The following is an 18,218-nucleotide window of genomic DNA, read 5'->3' on the forward strand; positions in this document are numbered from 1 at the left end:
CGAAGGCTCCCCTGGAGAGAAACCGCGGCGGGGACGCCGCGGTTGGAGCGCTGGCCGCGGCTCAGGCGGCGCGGAACAGGTTGTGCGGGTCGATGACGAATTTCTTCGGCACGCCGGCATCGAACTCGCCGTAGCCCTTGGGCGCTTCGTCCAGGGTGATGACTTCCACCCCGACGATGTCGGCGATCTTGATGCGGTCCCACATGATCGCCTGCATCAGCTGGCGGTTGTACTTCATCACCGGGGTCTGGCCGGTGTGGAAGCTGTGCGACTTGGCCCAGCCCAGGCCGAAGCGGATGCTCAGCGCGCCGTGCTTGGCGGCGTCGTCCACCGCGCCCGGGTCCTCGGTGACGTACAGGCCCGGGATGCCGATCTGGCCGGCTACCCGGGTGATGCCCATCAGCGAGTTGAGCACGGTGGCCGGGGCCTCGTGCTGCGAACCGGAATGGCCGTGGCCGCGGGCCTCGAAGCCCACCGCGTCGACCGCGCAGTCCACTTCCGGCTCGCCCAGCAGGTCGGCGATCTGCTCGTGCAGCGGGGTGTCCTTGGACAGGTCGGCGATCTCGAAGCCCTGGGCCTTGGCGTGGGCCAGGCGGGTCGGGTTGACGTCGCCGATGATCACCACCGCGGCGCCCAGCAGGCGGGCAGAAGCCGCAGCCGCCAGGCCGACGGGACCTGCGCCGGCGATGTACACGCTGCTGCCCGGGCCGACGCCGGCGGTGACCGCGCCGTGGTAGCCGGTGGGCAGGATGTCGGACAGGCAGGTCAGGTCGCGGATCTTCTCCATGGCCTTCTCGCGGTCCGGCAGCTTCAGCAGGTTGAAGTCGGCGTAGGGCACCAGCACGTATTCGGCCTGGCCGCCGACCCAGCCGCCCATGTCGACGTAGCCGTAGGCGCCGCCGGCGCGGGCCGGGTTGACCGTCAGGCAGACGCCGGTGTGCTGCTCCTTGCAGGTGCGGCAGTGGCCGCAGGCGACGTTGAAGGGCACCGAGACCAGGTCGCCGATCTTCATGGTTTCCACGCCGCGGCCGATCTCCACCACCTCGCCGGTGATCTCGTGGCCCAGCACCAGGCCGGTGGGCGCGGTGGTGCGGCCGCGCACCATGTGCTGGTCGGAGCCGCAGATGTTGGTGGAGACCACCCGCAGGATCACCCCGTGGTCGATCTGCCGGCCTTGCGGGTCCTGCATCTTGGGATAGGGGATGTTCTGAACTTCGACCTTACCTGGGCCGAGATAAACCACACCACGATTGCCAGACATACGCATTCCTCTTTGTCGTTGTGGGTACAAATGCGCGGCGCGGCGGCCACGCGGCTTTGCACTGGGATGTCGTCTGTTGCGCGACAGGGCCGGGGTACTGCTGGCAGCCGGCGGGTCTGTCGGTGTTGCCTGTTGCTGGTTCCCCGCGTCCGCGGGGATGACGGGGGAGGGTGGTGATTCCCCTTTTCGTCATTCCCGCGAACGCGGGAACCCAGTGGCTTTCGGGGGGAGCCTCCAAGAGCCCCTCTCCCCAACCCTGGCTGCGCGCCCCGCTCCGAAGGGAGAGGGGGCCGTCCTGAGCGGGGCTTGGGCTCCGGCTTTTTCCTTTAGCTTCCGGCTTCCAGCCTCCAGCGGCTCTTTAAAGCACCACCGTCCGATTCGCGTTGAGGAAAACCCTCCGCTCAATGTGATAACCAACCGCCCGCGCCAACGTCAGACATTCGACGTCGCGGCCCTTGGCGATCAGGTCCTCGGGGTAGTGGGCGTGGTCCACGGCCTCGACGCCCTGGGCGATGATCGGGCCCTCGTCGAGGTCGTTGTTGATGTAGTGGGCGGTGGCGCCGACCAGCTTGACGCCCTTCTGGTACGCCTGGTGGTAGGGCTTGGCGCCCTTGAAGCCGGGCAGCAGCGAGTGGTGGATGTTGATCGCCCAGCCGTCCAGCCTGCGGCACAGCTCGGGGGAGAGCACCTGCATGTAGCGGGCGAGGATCACCAGTTCCGCGCCGCTTTGCTCGATCACCTGCCACACCTTGGCTTCCTGGGCGGCCTTGTCCTGCGGGTCGAGGGCGAAGTGGTGGTAGGGGATGCCGTGCCAGCGCGCCAGGGGCTCCAGGTCCGGGTGGTTGGAGACCACCGCCACCACGTCCATCGGCAGTTGGCCGATGCGCTGGCGGTAGAGCAGGTCGTTCAGGCAGTGGTCGGCCTTGGAGACCATGATCACCACCTTGCTGCGGTAGCCCGGCGGGGTCAGTTCGGTCTTCATCTGGAAGGGCTCGACGCGCTCGGCCAGGCTGGCGCGGAAGGCCGCCTCGTCGAAGCCGGCCGGGGCGCGGAACTCCACGCGGATGAAGAAGCGCTGGGCCAGGCGGTCGTCGAAGGAGTGGTGCTCGGTGACGTAGCACTGCTGTTCGAACAGGTGGCGCGTCACCACGTCGACGGTGCCGAGCAGGCTCGGGCTGTCGGCGGTGAGGATCCAGGTATCGGGGGTGCGGCTCATGACGTGGCTCCGGTGGCGACGCGGGAGGGCGGGCCGGGTGGCCCGCCCACCGGGATCAGGCGGCGATCTGCAGGCCGTACTCGGCGCTGGCGTCCTGCAGCCACAGCCAGAAGTAGTCGGCGAAGCTGCGGCGCACCACCAGTTCCCAGGTGTCCTCGCTGGTGTGGCGGATCACGCACTGGGACTTGGCGAAGATGCTGCCCACCGCCTTGCCCACCGGGAAGTTGCTCGGGTGCACGTCGTAGCTGGTGGACTTCATCAGCAGCTCGCGCACCTTCGGCCCGGACAGTTCCAGCAGGGTCTGCCCGCCGCCGACGTTGACCACCGAGTAGTGCAGGTCTTCGCCGAGGGTTTCGCGCAGTTTCTTCTCAACAGTGAATTCCTCGCCGCCGGGGACGATCAGCAGCCACTCGTCCGGGCCCAGCCACTGCAGCGAAACCTCGCCCTTGGCCACCAGGGTCAGGGCCACCGGCAGTTCCAGGCCCAGGGCCTTGTGCACGCCTTCGGCGAAGGCCGCGTCATGGGCGCTGCCGCGCAGGGTCAGGTGGCCCAGCAGCTTTTTCTCGCGCAGGGTGATGCCCGCATTGGCGACGCTGCGGCCGGCGAGCTTGTCCAGCTCGGCGTGGTGCAGCGGGGTCTCGACTTTCACCCCGGCTTCGGGGCATTGCTGGTAGAGGTTTGCCTTGCTCATTCGTATTCACCTTGGGGCGCCGTGCGCCCTGGAAGCCTCTTGCCCTCTCCCCGGCCCTCTCCCTGAAGGGAGAGGGGGCGGAGCGGCGTTCGCTTGCAGCCTCTGCGCTGCCGGTCAGTCCACGTTCTGCCGTTCGCCTTTCGGGTCGTAGAACACCGAGCTGCAGATTTCCGCCTCGATCACCCGGCCGTCGACCAGGGGCGCGTAGACCTTCTCGCCCATGCGCTTCAGGCCGCCCTTGACCACCGCCAGGGCGAAGCCGTAGCCGAGGCTGCTGCTCATGTAGCTGGAGGTGACGTGGCCGACCATGTTCATCGGGATCGACTGCTGGGTGGTGAACACCAGCTGGGCGCCTTCGGGCAGCACGTCCATGGGGTTGGTGGGCTTGAGGCCGACCAGCTGCTTGCGGTCTTCGCGCAGGCAGTCGGCGCGGTTCATGCCGCGCCAGCCGATCCACGAGAAGGGCTTGGTGCGGCCCACGGCCCACCCCATGTTGAGGTCGTCCGGGGTCACCGAGGCGTCGGTGTCCTGGCCGACGATGATGAAGCCCTTCTCGGCGCGCAGCACGTGCATGGTCTCGGTGCCGTACGGGGTCAGGTCGTACTTCTTGCCGGCCTCGACTATGGCTTCCAGCACGCCCATGGCGTAGTTGGCCTGGATGTTCACCTCGTAGGAGAGCTCGCCGGTGAAGGAGATGCGGAACACCCGCGCCGGCACGCCGGCCACCTTGCCTTCCTTCCAGGTCATGAAGGGGAAGGCGTCCTTGTCCAGGTCGATGTCGGTGACCTCGGCCAGCAGCTTGCGGCTGTTGGGGCCGGACAGGGTCAGGGTGGCCCAGTGGTCGGTGACCGAGGTGAAGTACACCTTCAGCTCCGGCCATTCGGTCTGGTGGTACAGCTCCAGCCACTCCAGCACGCGGGCGGCGCCGCCGGTGGTGGTGGTCATGACGAAGTGGTTGTCCGCCAGGCACGCGGTCACGCCGTCGTCGAAGACCATGCCGTCTTCCTTGCACATCAGGCCGTAGCGGGCCTTGCCCACGTCCAGCTTGGTCCAGGCGTTGGTGTAGACGCGGTTGAGGAACTCGCGGGCGTCCGGGCCCTGGATGTCGATCTTGCCCAGGGTGGAGGCGTCCAGCAGGCCCACCGACTCGCGCACCGCGCGGCATTCGCGGGCCACGGCGGCGTGCATGTCCTCGCCGGCTTTCGGGAAGTACCAGGGGCGCTTCCACTGGCCGACGTCCTCGAACTCGGCGCCGTTCTTCACGTGCCAGGCGTGCAGGGCGGTGAAGCGCACCGGCTCGAACAGGTGGCCGCAGTGGCGGCCGGCCACGGCGCCGAAGGTCACCGGGGTGTAGTTCGGGCGGAACATGGTGGTGCCGGTCTCGGCGATGCTCTTGCCCTGGGCGCGGGCGGCGATGGCCAGGCCGTTGATGTTGCCCAGCTTGCCCTGGTCGGTGCCGAAGCCCAGCGCGGTGTAGCGCTTGACGTGCTCGATGGACTCGAAGCCCTCGCGGCAGGCCAGCTCGATGGCCGCGGCGGTGACGTCGTTCTGCGGGTCGACGAACTGCTTGGGCGCGCGGGAGGTGGGCTTCTCGTGGGGCACCTGGAACAGCGCCACGGTCGGCTCCTCGGCACGTTCGGAAGCCTTCGGCAGCTCGCCTGCGACGGCCTTGAAGCCGGCGTCCTCGGCGGCCTGGGTGCCGGCGTTGTAGCCGTCCTGCAGGTTGTCGGCGAGGCGGAACACGCCGTTCACCGAGCCTGCGCAGATGCGCTTCTGCAGGCCATCGCCGGGGACGAAGGCGAGGATGTCCTCGCGCCACTCGGGCTTGCCGCCCAGGTGCGAGGCCAGGTGCACCACCGGGCTGTAGCCGCCGGAGCTGGCGATCAGGTCGCAGTCCAGCCAGTCGCCGGGGGCGGTGACCTTCAGGCGGATGGGGTCGATGGCGGCGACTTTCGCGCCAGTCACGCGTTTGCTGCCGCGCGCTTCGATCACTGCGCTGCCGGTGATGACGCGCATGCCGCGCTTGCGGGCTTCTTCCACCCACTCGCCGCGCGGGTTGGCGCGGGCATCGGCGATGGCCACCACTTCCAGGCCGGCTTCCTGCCAGTCCAGGGCCACGCGGTAGGCGTAGTCGTTGTTGGTGGACAGCACCAGCTTCTTGCCCGGCGCCACGCCGTAGCGGCGCACGTAGGTGGAGACCGCGCCGGCCAGCATGTTGCCCGGCAGGTCGTTGTTGGCATACACCAGCGGCCGCTCGTGGGCGCCGGCGGCGAGCACCACGCGCTTGGCGCGCACGCGGTGCACGCGGTGGCGCACCTGGCCCAGCGGCGCGGTTTCACCCAGGTGGTCGGTGAGGCGCTCGTGGATGGTGAGGAAGTTGTGGTCGTGGTAGCCGTTCACCGTGGCGCGCGGCAGCAGCACGACTTCCGGCAGCGACTTCAGCTCGGCCAGCACCTGCGCCACCCATTCGGCGGCGGGCTTGCCGTCGAGGGTCTCGCGGGTGTCCAGCAGGCTGCCGCCGAACTCTTCCTGCTCGTCGGCCAGGATCACCCGGGCACCGGTGCGCGCGGCGGCCAGGGCAGCGGCCAGGCCCGCGGGGCCGGCGCCGACCACCAGCACGTCGCAGTGGCGGTTCATCCAGTCGTAGCTGTCCGGGTCGACCTCGGTGGGCGCGCGGCCCAGGCCTGCGGCCTTGCGGATGTACTTCTCGTACGTCAGCCACATGGACTGCGGGTACATGAAGGTCTTGTAGTAGAAGCCGGGGGGCATCATCTTGCCGCCGACCTTGCCGAACACGCCCATCAGGTCGTTCTGCACGTTCGGCCAGCCGTTGGTGCTGCTGGCCACCAGGCCCGGGTACAGGGCCTGCTGGGTGGCGCGCACGTTGGGCACCTGGGTGGCCTCGCGCGAGCCGATCTGCAGGATGGCGTTGGGCTCCTCGGCGCCGGCCGCGACTATGCCGCGGGCGCGGGAGTACTTGAAGCTGCGGCCGACCACGTCGACGCCGTTGGCCAGCAGGGCGGCGGCCAGGCTGTCGCCGGCGAAGCCCTGGTATTGCTGGCCGTTGAAGGTGAAGGTCAGCGGCTTGCTGCGGTCGATGCGACCGCCACGGGAAAGGCGATTGATCTGGCTCATGTTCAGGCCTTCGCGACTGCGGGCTGGGCGGCGGGTTTCTTCTCGGCGCTGGTCACGCTGGGTTTCTCGCCGATCTTGTAGGTTTCGAGGATCTCGTAGGTCACGGTGTGGCGGGTGGCGTTGAAGTACTGCCGGCAGCCGGCGGCGTGCACCCACAGCTCGTGGTGGATGCCGCGCGGGTTGTCGCGGAAGAACATGTAGTCGCCCCACTCCTCGTCGGTGCAGGCGCCGGGGTCCAGCGGGCGCGGGATGTGCGCCTGGCCCTTGGCGTGGAATTCCTCTTCGGAGCGCAGCTCGCCGCAATGGGGGCAGAAGATATGCAACATGGTGATGGCCCTCTTAGTGTGCGACAGCCGCAGCACCGTGCTCGTCGATGAGCGCGCCACTGTGGAAACGTTCGATGGAGAAGGGTGCGGCCAGCGGGTGCGGCTCGCCGGTCGCCAGGGTGGCGGCGAAGACGTTGCCCGAGCCCGGGGTGGCCTTGAAGCCGCCGGTGCCCCAGCCGCAGTTGAAGAACAGGTTCTTCACCGGCGTCTTGCCGATGATCGGGCAGGCGTCCGGGGTGGTGTCGACGATGCCGCCCCACTGGCGGTTCATGCGCACGCGGGAGAGCACCGGGAACATCTCGACGATGGCCTGCAGGGTGTGCTCGATCACCGGGTAGGAGCCGCGCTGGCCGTAGCCGTTGTAGCCGTCGATGCCGGCGCCGATGACCAGGTCGCCCTTGTCCGACTGGCTGATGTAGCCGTGCACGGCGTTGGACATGATGACGCTGTCGATGATCGGCTTCAGCGGCTCGGAAACCAGGGCCTGCAGCGGGTGCGATTCGATCGGCAGGCGGAAGCCGGCGAGCTTGGCCATGTGCCCGGAGTTGCCCGCGGTGACCACGCCGACGCGCTTGGCGCCGATGAAGCCGCGGTTGGTCTCGACGCCGATCACCGCGCCGTCCTGCTTGCGGAAGCCGATGACCTCGGTCTGCTGGATCAGGTCCACGCCCAGGGCGTCGGCGGCGCGGGCGAAGCCCCAGGCCACTGCGTCGTGGCGGGCCACGCCGCCGCGGCGTTGCACGGTGGAGCCCATGATCGGGTAGCGGGCGCTCTTGGTGCAGTTCAGGTAGGGGATTTCCTCGGCCACCTGCCGGGCGTTCAGCAGTTCGCCGTCCACGCCGTTGAGGCGGTTGGCGCTGACGCGGCGCTCGCCGTCGCGCATGTCCTGCAGGGTGTGGCAGAGGTTGTAGACGCCGCGCTGGGAGAACATGACGTTGTAGTTGAGGTCCTGGGACAGGCCCTCCCACAGCTTCATGGCGTGCTCGTAGAGCTGCGCCGACTCGTCCCACAGATAGTTGGAGCGGACGATGGTGGTGTTGCGCGCGGTATTGCCGCCGCCCAGCCAGCCCTTCTCCACCACCGCGATGTTGCGGATGCCGTGTTCCTTGGCCAGGTAGTAGGCCGTGGCCAGGCCGTGGCCGCCGCCGCCGACGATGACCACGTCGTACACCGGCTTGGGCGTGGGCGTGCGCCACATGCGCTGCCAGTTCTCGTGGTGGCTCAGTGAGTGCTTTAACAGGCCGAAGCCGGAGTAGCGTTGCATGTGGGGTGCTCCTGATGTTTCTTGTCGCCGGGGCTGCTCTTCGTAGGAGCGAGCTTGCTCGCGAATTGTTGTCGGGTTCGCGAGCAAGCTCGCTCCTACGGGAGAGGCCGCGGGAATCTCAACGATAGACCGGGAAGTCGGCGCACAGGCCGGCGACCTGGGTGGCCACCTTGGCCTCGACGTCGGCGTCGCCCAGGTGGTCGAGCACGTCGCAGATCCAGCCGGCCAGCTCGCGGCTCTGTTCTTCCTTCAGGCCCCGGCTGGTGATGGCCGGGGTGCCGACGCGGATGCCCGAGGTGACGAACGGGCTCTGCGGGTCGTTGGGCACGGCGTTCTTGTTCACCGTGATGCCCACGCGGCCGAGGGCGGCGTCGGCTTCCTTGCCGGTCAGGCCCTGCTTGACCAGGCTGATCAGCATCAGGTGGTTGTCGGTGCCGCCGGAGACCACGTCGTAGCCGCGATCGATGAAGACTTCGGCCATGGCCTTGGCGTTCTTGATCACCTGGGCCTGGTAGTCCTTGAACTCCGGCTCCAGCGCTTCCTTGAAGCACACCGCCTTGGCGGCGATCACGTGCATCAGCGGGCCGCCCTGGGCGCCGGGGAACACCGCGGAGTTGAGCTTCTTCTCGATCTCCTCGTTGGAACGCGCCAGGATCAGGCCGCCGCGCGGGCCGCGCAGGGTCTTGTGGGTGGTGGTGGTGACCACGTCGGCGTAGGGCAGCGGGTTCGGGTACAGGCCGGCGGCCACCAGGCCGGCGACGTGGGCCATGTCGACGAACAGCAGCGCCCCGACCTTGTCGGCGATGGCGCGGAAGCGCGGGAAGTCGAGGGTCTTGGAGTAGGCGGAAAAGCCGGCGACGATCATCTTCGGCTTGTGTTCCACGGCCAGGCGCTCGACCTCGTCGTAGTCGATCAGCCCGGTGGCGGTGTCCAGGCCGTACTGCACGGCGTTGTACAGCTTGCCGGAGGAGGAGACCTTGGCGCCGTGGGTCAGGTGGCCGCCGTGGGCCAGGCTCATGCCCAGGATGGTGTCGCCGGCGTTGAGCAGCGCCAGGTACACCGCCGAGTTGGCCGAGGAGCCGGAGTGCGGCTGGACGTTGGCGTAGTCGGCGCCGAACAGCTGCTTGGCGCGGTCGATGGCCAGCTGCTCGACTTTATCCACATGCTCGCAGCCGCCGTAGTAGCGTTTGCCCGGGTAGCCTTCGGCGTACTTGTTGGTCAGCCCGCTGCCCTGGGCCTGCATGACGCGCTTGCTGGTGTAGTTCTCCGAGGCGATCAGCTCCAGGTGGTCTTCCTGGCGTTCTTCCTCGGCGGCCATGGCGGCGAAGAGTTCGTCGTCGTAGCCCTGGATCTGGTCATGCTTGCTGAACATCGCGGTCTCCGTGCGACAGGCGCGTCGCTTGTGGGTGGAGGCTGCCCTGACCGCCCGCGCCGGGAGCCTGGCGGGGCTCGGTGCGAAGAGGTCGGTATTAGCCAGTTGCAATCGATTGTGCGCAATAGCCAGCCCCCCCATTTGCCTGTTTGCGACGTCAAAATGCCCAAACCTACCCGCGCGCTGCACCGCCCGTCCCTGCTTCGTCTGCGCCGGGCCCGCGGTGGCCGCGAAGGCGTCGGCGCGACATCGCCAAGGGTGTAAGCTGGAGGCCGCCAGCGCCCCCGGCGCATGTCGCAGAAGAACAAGAAAAGCAGGCTGCCCCGACTGCCGTCGCCCCGCCCCGCGGAAAACGCCGCGCCAGCCAGCGCAGTGGAGGTATCGATAATGCTCAGCGCTGTCCCGACCAACGGTCGCGAACACCAACCCGACGCCGTTGCGGCCACCGCCACCAGGACCTTCGGCTTCCTGCTGGTGCCCAACTTCACCACCATCGGCTTCGCCTCGGCGGTGGAAACCCTGCGCATGGCCAACCTGGCGGCGCACCGGCCGCTGTACCGCACCCTGCAGATAGCCGCGGACCTGGAACCGGTGCGCGCCAGCAACGGCATGCGCGTGGTGCCGGACTACGGCATCGACGAGGTGCCGCGCCTGGACGCGCTCTTCGTGGTCGGCTCCAACCCCATCCCGGCCAAATGCGACCGGCGCCTGCTCGACTGGCTGCGCAAGCTGGCCCGCCAGGGCGTGCCGCTGGGCGGCATCTGCACCGGCAGCCACCTGCTGGCCAGCGCCGGGCTGCTCAAGGACTACCGCTGCACCATCCACTGGGAAGACATCGAGCAGCTCAAGGAACGCTTCCCCGGCATCGTCATCTCCAACCAGCTGTTCGAGCTGGACCGCGACCGCTACACCTGCTCCGGCGGCACCGCGGCCATGGACATGACCCTGCAGCTGATCGCCCGCGAGCCGGGCGGCGTGGAGATCGCCACCCGCGCCGCCGAGCTGCTGCTGTGCGACCGCATGCGCGGCTCCCGCGAGCAGCAGCGCATCCCCCTGCGACAGAAGCTGGGCAGCGCCCAGCCCAAGCTGAGCCAGATCGTGGCGATCATGGAGGCCAACCTGGAGGAGCCGCTGGAGCTGGACGAACTGGCGCAGCTCAACGAGGTGTCGGTGCGCCAGCTGGAACGCCTGTTCCACAAGTACCTGCAGCGCACCCCCAGCCAGTACTACCTGGAACTGCGCCTGAACCGCGCCCGCGACCTGCTGCTGCGCAGCGAGGCGCAGATCCGCGAAATCGCCCTGTCCTGCGGCTTCACCTCGCCGGCGCACTTCTCCAAGTGCTACAGCCGCTTCTTCGGCTGCTCGCCGCGCGGCCAGCGCAAGCAGAGCCCACTGGGGGCCTGAAACGCGAAAAGCCGTGCCCCCGGGCACGGCTTTTCGTTACGGATGGCGCGGCCGCCTCAATCCTCCATCGGCCGGTGCGCCGTCTCCCGCACGCAGAGCATCGCCAGCAGCGCCACCGCCGCCGCGGCCACCAGCATCCAGGCCGGCGCCAGCTTGTTGCCGGTGAGGCTGATCAGCCAGGTGGCGATGAACGGCGCGGTGCCGCCGAACAGCGCGTTGGCGGTGTTGAAGCTGAAGGCGAAGCCGGTGTAGCGCACGCGGGTGGGGAAGATTTCCGCGAGGAAGCAGGGCAGGGTGCCGTCGTTCATCGCCAGCATCAGGCCGAAGCCGATCTGGATCAGCAGGATGAAGGCGAAGCCCTGGTCGCCCAGCAGGCGGAACAGCGGCACGGTGAGCGCCAGGAACAGCAGCGAGGCGGCCACCAGCATGGTCTTGCGGCCGAAGCGGTCGGACAGCTTGCCCATCAGGAAGATGAAGCCGATGTAGGTGGCCAGCGACACGGTGGAGGCGAGGAAGGAATCGCTCTCGCTCATGCCCATCTCCGCGGACAGGTAGGTCGGCATGTAGCTGAGGATCAGGTAGAAGGCCACCGCGTTCAGGCAGGTGGCGCCCACGGCCACCAGCAGGTGCTTGCGGTGGGTGCCGAACAGCTCGCGGATCGGCGCGCGGTGCTGGCCCTGCTTCTGCTCCATGGCCGCTTCCATCTCGCGGAACTTCGGGGTGTCGGCCAGGTGCAGGCGGATGTAGCGGCCGATCAGGCCCAGGGGCGCGGCCAGCAGGAAGGGCAGGCGCCAGCCCCATTCGTGCAGCTGGGCGCTGTCCAGGTGCGCGTACAGCTGGGCGGCGAACAGCGAGCCCACCAGCAGCCCGGCGGCGGTGCTGGCCGGCACCAGGCAGGTGTAGAAGCCGCGCTTGCCTTCCGGGGCGTACTCGGCGAGGAAGGCCGAGGCGCCGGCGTATTCGCCCGAGGCGGAGAAACCCTGCACCAGGCGGATGGCCAGCAGCAGCCCCGGCGCCGCCAGGCCGGCCTGGGCGTAGCCGGGCAGCAGGGCGATGCAGAAGGTCGAGCCGGACATGATCAGGATCGACAGCGACAGCGCGTTGCGCCGGCCGAAGCGGTCGCCGATGTGGCCCCAGACGATGCCGCCGATGGGCCGCACGATGAACGACAGGGCGAACACCGCGAAGGTCGCCAGCAGGCCGGAGACCTTGTCGGTCTGCGGGAAGAACACCACGGCGATGACCGCCGCCAGGTAGCCGTAGGCGGCGTAGTCGAACCACTCGACGAAGTTGCCCATGAAGGCCGCGCTGGCGGCCCGGCGCAGGACGCGGCGTTCCTCGGAGACGGGGGCGTTCATGGCGCTTCGGCCGTAGGCCAGGGGTTGCTGGGAGAGGCTCATTGTGCGCCTCCCGCCGGTTGGGCGCAGTGTTGCGTGGGGGTGTCGGGAGCGCCGCTGGCGCCGTGCGTGAAGGTGACCATTGCCCATACCTCTGTTGTTATCGAAATGGAAGTTCGGCAGCGGGTAAGTCGTGGCTGGCGCGGATACGCCCGGCGCAGCCTCTTGTTCTTATCGGTCGTGGCACCGCCCCGGGGACGGTGGTGCTCGTTCTGCAAGCGAAGAAGCCGCGTGCTGTGCGCACGCGGCTCCCGGGGTCATTTACGGATGATGTTGCGCTGCGGCCCGTAGGGGAACCGGGTGATGTTCTCGGCGCCCTGCTCGGTGACGATCAGGATGTCGTGCTCGCGGTAGCCGCCGGCGCCCGGCAGGCCCTCGGGGAGCATGATCATCGGCTCCATGGAGACCACCATGCCCGGCTCCAGCACCGTGTCGATGTCCTCGCGCAGCTCAAGGCCGGCCTCGCGCCCGTAGTAGTGGCTGAGGGTGCCGAAGGAGTGGCCGTAGCCGAAGGTGCGGTATTGCAGCAGGTCGTGTTCCAGGTAGATCTCGTTCAGCTCGCGGGCGATGTCGCAGCAGCGCGCGCCGGGCCTGATCAGCTTCAGGCCGGCCTCGTGGACCTTGACGTTGACCTCCCACAGGCGCAGGTGCTCGTCGGAGCAGTGGTCGAGGAACAGGGTGCGCTCCAGGGCGGTGTAGTAGCCGGCGATCATTGGGAAGCAGTTCAGGCTGAGGATGTCGCCCTTGTTCACCTTGCGCGAGGTCACCGGGTTGTGCGCGCCGTCGGTGTTGATGCCGGACTGGAACCAGGTCCAGGTGTCCATCAGCTCGCCGTCGGGGAAGCGCTTGGCGATCTCGCGGATCATGGCCTGGGTGGCGTGCAGGGCCACTTCGTATTCCGGCACCTGGTCGTGCAGCGCCTCGACCACCGCGGCGCCGCCGATGTCGGCCACCTGGGCGCCGTGGCGGATGATGGCGTGCTCCTCGACGGACTTGATCATGCGCATGCGCATGCAGGCGGCGGCCACGTCCACCAGCTCGGCCTCGGGGTAGCGGGCGGCCAGCTTGTCGCGGTTCTGCAGGTTCAGGTGGTCGAACTCCACGCCGATGCGCCGGGCCTTGGGCAGGGCCTGCTGGATGGCGGCGAAGTAGTTGTCGCGCTGCCAGTCGGTGTAGACGATGTTGTCGGTGCCCTGGGTGCGGCGCCAGGGCTGGCCGCCGTCGATGTTGGCGCTGATGCTGACCACGGCGTCCTGGGTGACCACCAGGGCGTAGGGGCGGCCGAAGGAGCAGTAGAGGAAGTCGGAGTAGTAGTTGATGTTGTGGTAGGAGGTGAAGACCGCGGCATCGATGCCCGCCTCGGCCAGGTGGGCGCGCAGTCTGGCCTGGCGGTTGGCGTATTCCTGCCCGGAGAAGGTCGGGCGGACCTTCTGGCCGTTGCGGATGCGGATCGTCTGGGGCATTTGCATGGCGTTCTTCCTCGCTGCTTCTTGTCGGTCGACGCGCCTTTCTGGCCCGTCGTTGGAAGGCATTGCAGCAGAAGGCCGGGACGCTCTTTTGCACGAATCCGACCCGAACTTGGACGTATCCGCTCGGCCCGCGCCGGGGCGCTCTTCGTAGGATGGGTTGAGCTTGCGAAACCCATCGCCATGGCCTGATGGGTATCGCTTCGCTCAACCCATCCTACGGCGGCGTTTCTCGGTGTCGTGGGCGCAAAAAAAGAGGCCCGCAACGTGCTGCCGACACGTGCGGGCCTGTGGTGCAACCGGGGAAAGGGCTAGTGCAGCGCCGCCTGGCGCCGCTCCTGGGTCGGCGGGCGGCCGAAGTGCTCGCGGTAGCAGCGGGTGAAATGCTGCTGGCAGGGGAAGCCGCAGGCCCGCGCCACCTCGGCCAGCGGCCGGGCGCTGCCGCGCAGCAGCTGGCGGGCGTGGGCCAGGCGCAGGCGCTGGTAGTAGCGCGCCGGCGTGCATTGCAGGTAGCGCTGGAACAGGCGCTCCACCTGGCGCCGCGACAGGCCCAGGGTGGCCGCCAGCTGCGGCATGCCCAGGGGCCGCGTGAGGTGCGCGCGCATCAGCGCGATGGCGCGCTGCAGGTCGGCGTGGGGCGGCGTGGAGGCCTGGAGGGTGCCCAGGCTGCGTTCGTCGTCGAGGATGGTGCGCACGGCCTGGGCCAGCGCCGGGCCTTGGCTGCGGCCGATCAGTTGCAGCAGGGCGCTGGCGCAGTCGCCCTCGCCGCTCGCCGGGCGGCAGCCTTCCGGGCCGCAGAGCAGCAGCAGGTCGGCCGGCGGGCGCTGGGCGAGGCTGGCGTCGCAGTTCACGCACAGGCCGCTGCTGGCCCTGGCGGGGCCGCCGTCCAGGCTCAGCAGGGCCCAGACGGCGCAGCTGGCGCCGGCGAGCAGGTTGGCCTGGCGCAGCGGCTCCAGGGCCAGCGCCAGGGCGAACAGGTCGAAGCCGTCCTGCAGCAGGAAGTTCACGTGGGCCGGGGCGGTATCGTGCATGGCGGTTTCCTCAGCACTCGATGATGCTGACGGCCAGGCCGCCGCGGGAGGTTTCCTTGTACTTGTCGTGCATGTCGGCGCCGGTGTCGCGCATGGTGCGGATGGCCTGGTCGAGGCTGATGAAGTGCTGGCCGTCGCCACGCAGGGCCATCTGCGCGGCGTTGATGGCCTTCACCGCGGCGATGGCGTTGCGCTCGATGCAGGGCACCTGGACCAGGCCGCCGACCGGGTCGCAGGTCAGGCCGAGGTTGTGCTCCAGGCCGATCTCGGCGGCGTTCTCCACCTGTTCGGGCGTGGCGCCGAGCACTTCGGCCAGGCCGGCGGCGGCCATGGCGCAGGCCGAGCCGACCTCGCCCTGGCAGCCGACTTCGGCGCCGGAGATGGAGGCGTTCTTCTTGCACAGGATGCCCACCGCGGCGGCGGCGAGGAAGAAATCCACCACGTCCTGCTCGCTGGCATCGGGGTTGAAGCGCATGTAGTAGTGCAGCACCGCCGGGACGATCCCGGCCGCGCCATTGGTGGGCGCGGTGACCATGCGCCCGCCGGCGGCATTCTCCTCGTTGACCGCCAGGGCGTAGAGGTTCACCCACTCCATGGCGCTCAGGGTGGAGCCGATGACGTTGGGCTTGCCGATCTCCAGCAGGTTGCGGTGCAGGCGGGCGGCGCGGCGCTGCACATTGAGGCCGCCGGGGAGGATGCCCTCGGCCTTGAGGCCGTTGTTCACGCAGTCCTGCATGGCGCGCCAGATGCGCATCAGGCCCTCGCGGGTGTCGGTGTCGCTGCGCCACATGCGCTCGTTGGCCAGCATCAGCTGGGAGACGCGCAGGTTGTGGCGGCGGCACAGCTGCAGCAGCTCGGCGGCGCTGTTGAAGTCGTAGGGCAGGCGGGTGGCGTCCTGGTCGAGACTGCCGGCAGCGGCCTGCTCGGCATCGACTACGAAGCCGCCGCCGATGGAGTAGTAGGTGTCGGCATACAGCTCGGCGTCGCCCTCGTAGGCGATCAGGCTCATGGCGTTGGGGTGGTAGGGCAGGTTCTCCTCCAGCAGACGCATGTCGCGCACCCAGTCGAAGGCAATGCGCCGCTCGCCGGCCAGCAGCAATTCGCCGCTGCCGAGCAGTTCGGCCATGCGCGGGGCGATCTGGCTGGGGTCGATGCGGTCGGGCCATTCGCCCATCAGGCCCATGATCACGGCGCGGTCGGTGCCGTGGCCGACGCCGGTGGCGGAGAGCGAGCCGTAGAGCTTCACTTCGACGCGGCTGACGCGCGGCAGCAGCTGGCGCTCGCGCAGGGCGCCGACGAACAGGGCGGCGGCGCGCATGGGGCCGACGGTATGCGAGCTGGAGGGGCCGATACCGATCTTGAACAGGTCGAACACACTGATGGCCATGCCGGGGCTCCTCGAATGGCGATGCCGCTGCCGCCGATTCTCGGCTGCCTGGCCGGGGAAAAGATGTCCGCTCCCGACCTGAAAATGCACCTGGCTGCCACCGGGCCACTGCTGCACGCCGCGCCGCCCAGCGGCTAGAATGCCGCCACTGTCAAACCCGAGGACGCCATGAAACGCTCCCTGATCCTGCTCAGCGCCCTGATGCTCGGCGCGACCCTCCACGGCTGCGGCGGTGGCGACGACAAGGCCAAGGCCGAGAAGGCCGCGGCCGCCGCGGTGCCGGCCGACAGCTGTACCGGCCACCCGCTGGAAAAGGCCCTGCCGCCGAGCAAGGAAATGTACGGCTACCCGTTCATCTCCCGCGAATGCGGCTACAACGACGCCAAGCTGGTGTACGGCACCGCCGACGGCAGCCGCCACCTGGAGATCAGCCTGATCGACACCGGCATGCCGGCGCCGGCCCAGGATGCCAATGGCGAGCAGGCCATCGCCTACCGTGGTGCGCAGGACAAGCTGCGCGACATGACGCATTCCAGCCTGACCTTGCTGAACAAGACTCGTGAGACTGCGATCAAGAACGGCACTGCCGACAAGTTCGGCGGCGACGACTACCTGCCGGTGATCGACACCACCCGCATGGGCGATCCCCTGGGCGTAGTCGCCCCGGCCAAGGGCGAGGCCGGTGAGTCCAGCCTGACCGGGCTGATCAAGGGGCGCTACGTGCTGACTCTGAGCAGCCCGGACAAGCCCAATGGCGGCAGCACCCAGTCCATGCGGCAGTTGTTCGTGCCTATCGTCGAGCAGATGAAGTTGACGGCGTTGCCCTGACCGGCCGCCTCCGGCGTTATCCGCCGAATCGCGGACAGAGTCCGCTCCTACGGTTACAGGGAAGCACGGGCGTAGGAGCGGACTTTGTCCGCGATTGGATTCCCGGCCACGCCGGACGCCCCGGTGGCACGAACGGCCCCCTTCGCGAGCCGTCGTAGGATGGCGTTGAGCGAAGCGATACCCATCACCCCGGCCGCATGGGTTTCGCCAAGGCTCAACCCATCCTACGAAAAGCGCCTCGGCGTAGCCGGCAAGACTGTTGCTCCTACAAAAGCTGCGATTTCGCTACGCTGCCTGTGGATGACTCTTATCTTCCCGAGGCAGCTTTCGATGTTCGACATTTCCCAGCAATTCGCCAGCGACAACTATTCCGGCATCTGCCCGGAGGCCTGGGCCGCCATGGCCGAGGCCAACCGCGGCCATGAGCGGGCCTACGGCGACGACCAGTGGACGGCGCGCGCCTCCGACCACTTCCGCGAGCTGTTCGAGACCGATTGCGAGGTGTTCTTCGCCTTCAACGGCACCGCCGCCAACTCCCTGGCCCTGGCCGCCCTGTGCCAGAGCTACCACAGCGTGATCTGCGCCGAGACCGCCCACGTCGAGACCGACGAGTGCGGCGCCCCGGAGTTCTTCTCCAACGGCTCCAAGCTGCTGCTGGCGCGCACCGACGAGCAGGGCAAGCTGACCCCCGCGGCTATTCGCGAAATCGCCCTGAAGCGCCAGGACATCCACTATCCCAAGCCGCGGGTGGTGACCCTCACCCAGGCCACCGAGGTCGGCACCGTCTACCGCCCGGACGAACTGGGCGCGCTCAGCGCCACCTGCCGCGAGCTGGGCCTGCACCTGCACATGGACGGTGCGCGCTTCTCCAACGCCTGCGCCTTCCTCGGCGCCACTCCGGCGGAGCTGACCTGGAAGGCCGGCGTCGAGGTGCTGTGCTTCGGCGGCACTAAGAACGGCATGGCGGTGGGCGAGGCCATCCTGTTCTTCGACCGCGAACTGGCCGAAGGCTTCGACTACCGCTGCAAGCAGGCCGGCCAGCTGGCCTCGAAGATGCGCTTCCTCGCCGCGCCCTGGGTCGGGGTGCTGCAGGATGACGCCTGGCTGCACTACGCCAACCACGCCAACCAGTGCGCACGCCTGCTGGCGCAGCGGGTGGCTGACGTGCCGGGCGTGCAGCTGATGTTCCCGGTGGAGGCCAACGGGGTGTTCCTGCAGATGTCCGAGCCGGCCCTGGAGGCCCTGCGCCAACGAGGCTGGCGCTTCTACACCTTCATCGGCGCCGGCGGCGCGCGCTTCATGTGCTCCTGGGACACCGAGCTGGAGCGTGTCGAGGCCCTGGCGCGGGACATCCGCGAGGTCATGGGCGCCGCTGCCTGAGTTGTCCACCGAATCTGTCGAAAACCCTGTGCGCAGCCTGTGGCCGGGCTGTGCGCAGGC

At 68.6% G+C, this 18,218-nt stretch carries 15 protein-coding genes; 4 read left to right on the forward strand and 11 right to left on the reverse strand.

Annotated elements, in window-relative coordinates; genetic code table 11:
* Positions 1-61: 61 nt before the first annotated feature.
* From fdhA to glyA, 7 genes are all read right to left on the reverse strand, one after another.
* Positions 62-1,261, reverse strand: coding sequence for a formaldehyde dehydrogenase, glutathione-independent (gene fdhA / locus ACTWJ5_RS00730; protein WP_074980518.1), 1,200 nt, complete (start codon positions 1,259-1,261; stop codon positions 62-64).
* A 358-nt stretch (positions 1,262-1,619) separates the two neighbouring features.
* The gene (gene purU / locus ACTWJ5_RS00735; protein WP_249918235.1) at positions 1,620-2,477 is read right to left on the reverse strand and encodes a formyltetrahydrofolate deformylase; all 858 of its coding nucleotides are present in this window, start codon (positions 2,475-2,477) and stop codon (positions 1,620-1,622) included.
* A 55-nt stretch (positions 2,478-2,532) separates the two neighbouring features.
* Positions 2,533-3,168 (reverse strand): sarcosine oxidase subunit gamma, encoded by a 636-nt coding sequence (locus tag ACTWJ5_RS00740; RefSeq protein WP_444437282.1) that lies wholly within the window; start codon positions 3,166-3,168, stop codon positions 2,533-2,535.
* Positions 3,169-3,282: 114 nt separating this feature from the next.
* Positions 3,283-6,303: a sarcosine oxidase subunit alpha gene (locus ACTWJ5_RS00745; protein WP_444437283.1), complete on the reverse strand. Its 3,021-nt coding sequence runs from the start codon at positions 6,301-6,303 to the stop codon at positions 3,283-3,285.
* Between the two features lie 2 nt (positions 6,304-6,305).
* The gene (locus ACTWJ5_RS00750) at positions 6,306-6,629 is read right to left on the reverse strand and encodes a sarcosine oxidase subunit delta (RefSeq protein ID WP_009614657.1); all 324 of its coding nucleotides are present in this window, start codon (positions 6,627-6,629) and stop codon (positions 6,306-6,308) included.
* 13 nt (positions 6,630-6,642) lie between these two features.
* On the reverse strand, positions 6,643-7,893 hold the full coding sequence (locus ACTWJ5_RS00755) for a sarcosine oxidase subunit beta (RefSeq protein ID WP_301500423.1): 1,251 nt from the start codon (positions 7,891-7,893) through the stop codon (positions 6,643-6,645).
* A gap of 118 nt (positions 7,894-8,011) precedes the next feature.
* The gene (gene glyA / locus ACTWJ5_RS00760; protein ID WP_043269972.1) at positions 8,012-9,265 is read right to left on the reverse strand and encodes a serine hydroxymethyltransferase; all 1,254 of its coding nucleotides are present in this window, start codon (positions 9,263-9,265) and stop codon (positions 8,012-8,014) included.
* A gap of 387 nt (positions 9,266-9,652) precedes the next feature.
* Here glyA and ACTWJ5_RS00765 point away from each other — a divergent pair, with 387 nt between their 5' ends.
* Positions 9,653-10,669: a GlxA family transcriptional regulator gene (locus ACTWJ5_RS00765; RefSeq protein WP_253407726.1), complete on the forward strand. Its 1,017-nt coding sequence runs from the start codon at positions 9,653-9,655 to the stop codon at positions 10,667-10,669.
* Positions 10,670-10,725: 56 nt separating this feature from the next.
* On the opposite strand, the gene ACTWJ5_RS00770 is transcribed toward ACTWJ5_RS00765, so the two are convergent.
* From ACTWJ5_RS00770 to ACTWJ5_RS00785, 4 genes are all read right to left on the reverse strand, one after another.
* Positions 10,726-12,027, reverse strand: coding sequence for an MFS transporter (locus ACTWJ5_RS00770; RefSeq protein WP_203228554.1), 1,302 nt, complete (start codon positions 12,025-12,027; stop codon positions 10,726-10,728).
* A gap of 296 nt (positions 12,028-12,323) precedes the next feature.
* On the reverse strand, positions 12,324-13,535 hold the full coding sequence (locus ACTWJ5_RS00775; protein WP_253407728.1) for a M24 family metallopeptidase: 1,212 nt from the start codon (positions 13,533-13,535) through the stop codon (positions 12,324-12,326).
* Between the two features lie 308 nt (positions 13,536-13,843).
* A complete protein-coding gene (locus ACTWJ5_RS00780; protein ID WP_444437284.1) occupies positions 13,844-14,563 on the reverse strand; it encodes a GlxA family transcriptional regulator in 720 nt (239 codons plus the stop codon).
* A gap of 10 nt (positions 14,564-14,573) precedes the next feature.
* Positions 14,574-15,950, reverse strand: a complete 1,377-nt coding sequence (locus ACTWJ5_RS00785; RefSeq protein WP_444437285.1) for an L-serine ammonia-lyase — start codon at positions 15,948-15,950, stop codon at positions 14,574-14,576.
* Positions 15,951-15,965: 15 nt separating this feature from the next.
* Here ACTWJ5_RS00785 and ACTWJ5_RS00790 point away from each other — a divergent pair, with 15 nt between their 5' ends.
* From ACTWJ5_RS00790 to ACTWJ5_RS00800, 3 genes are all read left to right on the forward strand, one after another.
* A complete protein-coding gene (locus ACTWJ5_RS00790) occupies positions 15,966-16,088 on the forward strand; it encodes a hypothetical protein (protein ID WP_256513688.1) in 123 nt (40 codons plus the stop codon).
* Between the two features lie 30 nt (positions 16,089-16,118).
* The gene (locus ACTWJ5_RS00795; protein ID WP_444437286.1) at positions 16,119-16,778 is read left to right on the forward strand and encodes a hypothetical protein; all 660 of its coding nucleotides are present in this window, start codon (positions 16,119-16,121) and stop codon (positions 16,776-16,778) included.
* Between the two features lie 330 nt (positions 16,779-17,108).
* Complete coding sequence (locus ACTWJ5_RS00800) at positions 17,109-18,158, forward strand: threonine aldolase family protein (RefSeq protein WP_116425936.1); 1,050 nt, start codon at positions 17,109-17,111, stop codon at positions 18,156-18,158.
* Positions 18,159-18,218: the final 60 nt, after the last annotated feature.

The organism is Pseudomonas sp. A6 (assembly GCF_052367875.1).
Classification (GTDB): Bacteria; Pseudomonadota; Gammaproteobacteria; order Pseudomonadales; family Pseudomonadaceae; genus Pseudomonas; species Pseudomonas citronellolis.

Excerpts from the sequence above, each read along its gene's own strand:
- ACTWJ5_RS00785 (WP_444437285.1), bottom strand. The coding sequence starts at position 15,950 with ATGGCCATCAGTGTGTTCGACCTGTTCAAGATCGGTATCGGCCCCTCC.
- ACTWJ5_RS00755 (WP_301500423.1), bottom strand. The coding sequence starts at position 7,893 with ATGCAACGCTACTCCGGCTTCGGCCTGTTAAAGCACTCACTGAGCCAC.
- ACTWJ5_RS00765 (WP_253407726.1), top strand. The coding sequence starts at position 9,653 with ATGCTCAGCGCTGTCCCGACCAACGGTCGCGAACACCAACCCGACGCC.
- fdhA (WP_074980518.1), bottom strand. The coding sequence starts at position 1,261 with ATGTCTGGCAATCGTGGTGTGGTTTATCTCGGCCCAGGTAAGGTCGAA.
- ACTWJ5_RS00750 (WP_009614657.1), bottom strand. The coding sequence starts at position 6,629 with ATGTTGCATATCTTCTGCCCCCATTGCGGCGAGCTGCGCTCCGAAGAG.
- ACTWJ5_RS00795 (WP_444437286.1), top strand. The coding sequence starts at position 16,119 with ATGAAACGCTCCCTGATCCTGCTCAGCGCCCTGATGCTCGGCGCGACC.
- purU (WP_249918235.1), bottom strand. The coding sequence starts at position 2,477 with ATGAGCCGCACCCCCGATACCTGGATCCTCACCGCCGACAGCCCGAGC.
- ACTWJ5_RS00780 (WP_444437284.1), bottom strand. The coding sequence starts at position 14,563 with ATGCACGATACCGCCCCGGCCCACGTGAACTTCCTGCTGCAGGACGGC.
- glyA (WP_043269972.1), bottom strand. The coding sequence starts at position 9,265 with ATGTTCAGCAAGCATGACCAGATCCAGGGCTACGACGACGAACTCTTC.
- ACTWJ5_RS00770 (WP_203228554.1), bottom strand. The coding sequence starts at position 12,027 with ATGAACGCCCCCGTCTCCGAGGAACGCCGCGTCCTGCGCCGGGCCGCC.
- ACTWJ5_RS00745 (WP_444437283.1), bottom strand. The coding sequence starts at position 6,303 with ATGAGCCAGATCAATCGCCTTTCCCGTGGCGGTCGCATCGACCGCAGC.
- ACTWJ5_RS00800 (WP_116425936.1), top strand. The coding sequence starts at position 17,109 with ATGTTCGACATTTCCCAGCAATTCGCCAGCGACAACTATTCCGGCATC.
- ACTWJ5_RS00740 (WP_444437282.1), bottom strand. The coding sequence starts at position 3,168 with ATGAGCAAGGCAAACCTCTACCAGCAATGCCCCGAAGCCGGGGTGAAA.
- ACTWJ5_RS00775 (WP_253407728.1), bottom strand. The coding sequence starts at position 13,535 with ATGCAAATGCCCCAGACGATCCGCATCCGCAACGGCCAGAAGGTCCGC.
- ACTWJ5_RS00790 (WP_256513688.1), top strand. The coding sequence starts at position 15,966 with ATGGCGATGCCGCTGCCGCCGATTCTCGGCTGCCTGGCCGGGGAAAAG.